Below are 4,998 nucleotides of genomic sequence, written 5' to 3'. Positions count from 1 at the left end.
GTAACAAAAAAGGTTAATGGTGGTTACAACGGTTTCAATCCCTAATAGGACTTAAGATTAATTGGAACTTAGGGAGAGAGTTAGGGAGAGAGTCTCTAGCCAATGTTTCAATCCCTAATAGGACTTAAGATTAATTGGAACTCGGACTGCATCAATTACTGTGCGCTGTCCAAATTTGGTCGTGTTTCAATCCCTAATAGGACTTAAGATTAATTGGAACAAGCAACTCGCCTATAGTTGAATGATTAATGGAAGTTTCAATCCCTAATAGGACTTAAGATTAATTGGAACAAGGTCTTCCGCAGCCTGCCAGTCTTTGGAGTGTTTCAATCCCTAATAGGACTTAAGATTAATTGGAACGCAGGTCTTCTGGCAGTAGATCGGGATTATCTTTAGTTTCAATCCCTAATAGGACTTAAGATTAATTGGAACCCGTATCGATTGTACGCGGCTTCCACGCCATCCTTGTTTCAATCCCTAATAGGACTTAAGATTAATTGGAACCATCCGATAATTCAATATCCGATAATTCAATTGGCTTAGAATGTTTCAATCCCTAATAGGACTTAAGATTAATTGGAACTCATCTAGGGGTATTCTCTTGATTGCGTCCTTGTAGGTTTCAATCCCTAATAGGACTTAAGATTAATTGGAACGAGTTAGGGAGAGAGTTAGGGTGAGAGTTAGGGAGTTTCAATCCCTAATAGGACTTAAGATTAATTGGAACAAAGTGTTAACCAACTAGCTTCGGCTGTTATCGAGTTTCAATCCCTAATAGGACTTAAGATTAATTGGAACCGGATTTTTCACGGTTTAAGGTTTGATTCCAAAGGTTTCAATCCCTAATAGGACTTAAGATTAATTGGAACATTATACACCAATAGTCAATGTCAAGCGAGTTAAAGGTTCCAATTGTTTCAATCCCTAGTAGGGCTTAAGATTAATTGGAACCCTAAAAAATCACGGGGCGCAATCCCCGAAAATCCTGTTTCAATCCCTAGTAGGGCTTAAGATTAATTGGAACAATGGCTCTACGCTTATCCAGATTCTCTTTTGTGGAGTTTCAATCCCTAGTAGGGCTTAAGATTAATTGGAACGAGCCGTCGGATTTAAGTCGGTACAGTGAATCAATGTTTCAATCCCTAGTAGGGTTTAAGATTAATTGGAACTTGTCTTCCATTGCTACGATGAAGCAACTACTTAAAGGTTTCAATCCCTAATAGGGTTTAAGATTAATTGGAACATCAGTGGACCCATTGTTAAATCGTACTCAGATTGTTTCAATCCCTAATAGGGTTTAAGATTAATTGGAACATTAAAAATTAGTTTCAATAGTGTAGGAAATATAAGTTTCAATCCCTAATAGGGTTTAAGATTAATTGGAACTTAGGCTTTTTTCGTCGTTAGTTTCGGAATTGTAGTTTCAATCCCTAATAGGGTTTAAGATTAATTGGAACTATGATTAGAAGTAAATATCTCGAATTATCTCTTGTTTCAATCCCTAATAGGGTTTAAGATTAATTGGAACGAATTTCTTTTTTTGATTTTCGGAGTTTAGGTAGTGGTTTCAATCCCTAATAGGGTTTAAGATTAATTGGAACCCGATTTAGCTTCCGCAATCGTCTCAGGTGATACGTTTCAATCCCTAATAGGGTTTAAGATTAATTGGAACTTTATGGGCTAAACAGTCATTTACTTTTAAAAAGAGTTGTTTCAATCCCTAATAGGGTTTAAGATTAATTGGAACAATCAAGAATATAGAGGTGCTTTTAGTGATAATATTGTTTCAATCCCTAATAGGGTTTAAGATTAATTGGAACCGCCCAGTGGTAAAAGCCGTACGCTATGGGATTTTCAAGGTTCCGTTGCGCCGCACCCGCAATAAACCCATTGTACAGCAAGTGACCCACTTCTTCAAGAACCCGCAAAACCTTACGGGATAAGGTGCGCCCCACGTTGGAAAGGAAAATCATCTCGAATCTATATTCCATAAGCTTTTCAGCCACCAGATAATAGTTAAGGATTTTTACAGCTACCCCGAGGCGCAACCGAGCTAAACAAAAAAAATTGTATTATCCCGGGGTAACTCACCACCGATGCGTTCCACTTTACCCCGACAACAGGCGCAGAGAAAATAAAAGCGGATGCTATCGGTATCGGGTTTGATCAACTTACTCAAGCGCCCGCGCAGCTTAGCGTACTGGGTATCGGTGAGATCGCACTCAAAAACACTATACTGCACCCGTTGGCCGTAGGACTTTAACGTATTGTGAATTTTGGTTCGTCGCTTATCGTCGGAAATGTCGTAACTGACAACAAAATACATGACCGCCTCTATCTACTTTAAAATCAAGGGTGGATACTTATCCGTCTCATCCATCAGATATTTCGCCATTAGTCGGGCCTGAATCTCGAAAGCTTCTTGATAAGTACACTGTTTACCCATTACTGGATGCTTAAACTTCGATTGTTTCTTCTGTTCGTACAAGCGCAGGAAAATCTGTAACCCTTCCCTCGTCAAGGAAACCGCACCACTTAAGGGTTCAGTGGTGAAATGTTCGGGGGTAAGATAAGGATGATTGATCCCGTTGAGAACCACGGCATCAACGACGATCGCTCTAAATTCCTCCATCAGATCCAGTGCCAGCGAGGGGCGACCGTAGCGTTGATAGTGAAGATAACCGAGATAGGGGTCAAAACCGACCAAATTGATCGCACTCTGCACGTCATGGCGCAATAACGCATAACCCAGACTCAAAAGAGAATTGACCGGATCTCGCGGGGGGCGACGGTTACGAGAGGGGAAGGTAAAAGTATCACCGAGAATTAGGGAATCAAAACAACTGAAATAGGCTGCGCTTCCCGCTCCCTCTAACCCCCGGAGAGAATCGATCGCCGAGGTTGTTGCGATCGAGCCGATCGCTGCTTCCAAACAAGCGATCGCAGTTTGTAAATCCAACTCTTTTCGATCGCGTTGACGACGGAGCAGAATGTTGCGGTAATTCTTCAGCTTGCCGCGGACGAATCCCCGCACTAATTGAATGGCTTTCGGAGAATCGCCGGCGGCCTGCCATTGCGCTCGACGAACGAAAATATTTTTGGTCATCTCCGGTTCCAATCTACCGAGATAGCGTCCGGTGGATGTGACGAAACTGAGCGGAATATGACGTTCCAACAATTCGATCACCAATGCGGGAGAAACTGAACCCCGTCCGAAAATCACCACTCCTTCCACGTTCAATAGAGGTACATCGAGTATCGTTTCCTTGGATGCTTTGACCGTTAAACGCTCGTCATTTTTGCCGAGAAATGCGTCTTCTCTTGTCACATATACCGTTCCCATATTTTTTATTCTTCCTCTCGATATCGTTGGACTTTTTCGGTTAATCGGGGCAAACAGCGATCGAACAAACTGCATCCCTTGCAGCGGGGTGAATAGACCGCAGGGGGCATTTTTCCCGTCTGGATCAGGGTTTCAATTGCTCGGATCGTAGCGATCGCCCGTTGCCGTAGAGCAAGATTGATCGCCACCGGTTGACGGTGGTGAGAACTGGCATAGTAGATATAGCCAGTATCTAGCCTTTTTCCAGTCATTTCTTCCAAACACAGGGCTTGAGCGCACACTTGCAACTCGTCGTTATCCCATTCGCCCTTACTGCCCCGTTTGTATGACCCAGGGATAAATTCGCCGTCGTGGGACTCGATCAGATCGGCTTTACCGATGAGACGGTAATTATCTGATTTAAGCCAGATAGCCCTGCCATATTTCCTCGCGGTTTCCCGCCCCGACGGTGTGAACTCGTTCGTGTAGGCCTGTTCCCTCGATCGTGTAACTATTATCGAGAAATTCCCCGGCGACAAACATTCGCCAACAACGGTGGGGACAGTAAGCATAATGGTTGAGGGCGGCGATCGGTATGTAATCAGATTCATCCATAACTATCTTTTATCCTTAGAAATTCTGCGAGTCATCCCCATACCCATGGTGGTTTTCCGTCCCACTCCCGCATAGAGGGCAAAATCCGCCAGTGCATTAATCGCTTTAATCTTTGCGGGTTCCACCTCTCCCAAAAGACGATAGTGAATCTCGCCCACACAACCGATCGACTGGTTTTTATAGGCTTCATCGGCTAATTTCGTTTGAATATCGAAGAAACTAGGGAAAATCGACTCTAGGGCGATGGAATCGAAGGGGATACCGCTATAGCGATTCCAACGACCGAGAAGGCTATTAAACACCAGTTCCCGCGTCGGTAAGGCACTATCGAATTTTCCCTGCCGGAAGGTGACGGGGGTGACGAAAAGGAAATGAAATTCCCGATTTGTTTCCGAGGCGTTTTCATACAGGTATTGATAAGTACAGGAGTTCGCCCAGGGTTGAACCGATTGCGGGGTAGCGAGGACGCTGGTAATGACGAGATCGGCGGAACCGAGATGCCAAGGGTGTTGCGGATTGAGATTCAACCAGAGTGAGGTTAATTTACCGAATAATCGGTCATCGAGCAGAGAAATCCGCCACCAGCAGGGAGTTTCTGGGGCGATCTCCCGTTCGTGTCGCCAGCGCAGGGAATTTATCGTTATTTTCCCCCCGGATTGAATCTGTAGTGGGGAGAGGGTAAAAGCTTTATCTCCCTCGGCTGCGTGCAGGGTGTCCCCTAATTCCTGATCAACACTACTGACAAGGGTAAGAAATAGCGCATGAAGGTGTCGTCCGGTGAGAAAATTCGGATAGATCGGCGATCGGGGTGTGAGATTGAGAACGAGACTGTAGGGCATTAACTTAATCGGGCCTTGGCAAAAATTTGTCTAGGAGTTAGGGTTAAATCCGGGAGGAGAATATCGCTAATCTCGTCATCGCCTTTTTTAATCGCTGGGGGTGCGTCGGGATAGAAAATCGTGATCTGCTTGGCCCGGGGATCGACGATCCAGACGCGACTGACTCCCGCTTTTAGGTAGGCCACGGCTTTTTCGCTCAGGCTGCTGAAGGATTGTTCAGGG

General features: G+C 44.6%; 4 protein-coding genes, 1 pseudogene and 1 CRISPR repeat array. All 5 genes and pseudogenes read right to left on the bottom strand.

Annotated elements, in window-relative coordinates; all coding sequences use genetic code 11:
• Positions 1–31: 31 nt before the first annotated feature.
• Positions 32–1,820: direct repeats of the CRISPR family, unit length 37 nt; unit sequence GTTTCAATCCCTAATAGGACTTAAGATTAATTGGAAC.
• Positions 1,821–2,053: 233 nt separating this feature from the next.
• A complete protein-coding gene (gene cas2, locus IM319_RS11985) occupies positions 2,054–2,326 on the bottom strand; it encodes a CRISPR-associated endonuclease Cas2 (protein WP_002742874.1) in 273 nt (90 codons plus the stop codon).
• 12 nt (positions 2,327–2,338) lie between these two features.
• Positions 2,339–3,343, bottom strand: a complete 1,005-nt coding sequence (gene cas1d / locus IM319_RS11980; protein ID WP_287735758.1) for a type I-D CRISPR-associated endonuclease Cas1d — start codon at positions 3,341–3,343, stop codon at positions 2,339–2,341.
• 5 nt (positions 3,344–3,348) lie between these two features.
• A pseudogene (gene cas4 / locus IM319_RS11975) lies at positions 3,349–3,937 on the bottom strand (CRISPR-associated protein Cas4).
• Positions 3,938–3,939: 2 nt separating this feature from the next.
• Complete coding sequence (gene cas6, locus IM319_RS11965; protein WP_287683654.1) at positions 3,940–4,776, bottom strand: CRISPR-associated endoribonuclease Cas6; 837 nt, start codon at positions 4,774–4,776, stop codon at positions 3,940–3,942.
• On the bottom strand, positions 4,776–4,998 hold a 223-nt coding region (locus IM319_RS11960), incomplete at its 5' end, for a Uma2 family endonuclease (RefSeq protein ID WP_287735756.1). The genes IM319_RS11960 and cas6, both read right to left, overlap by 1 nt.

Source organism: Microcystis sp. M113S1 (genome assembly GCF_020246945.1).
GTDB lineage: Bacteria > Cyanobacteriota > Cyanobacteriia > Cyanobacteriales > Microcystaceae > Microcystis.
This window is presented reverse-complemented; position numbering and strand designations above follow the sequence as displayed.

Excerpts from the sequence above, each read along its gene's own strand:
- cas6 (WP_287683654.1), bottom strand. The coding sequence starts at position 4,776 with ATGCCCTACAGTCTCGTTCTCAATCTCACACCCCGATCGCCGATCTAT.
- cas2 (WP_002742874.1), bottom strand. The coding sequence starts at position 2,326 with ATGTATTTTGTTGTCAGTTACGACATTTCCGACGATAAGCGACGAACC.
- cas1d (WP_287735758.1), bottom strand. The coding sequence starts at position 3,343 with ATGGGAACGGTATATGTGACAAGAGAAGACGCATTTCTCGGCAAAAAT.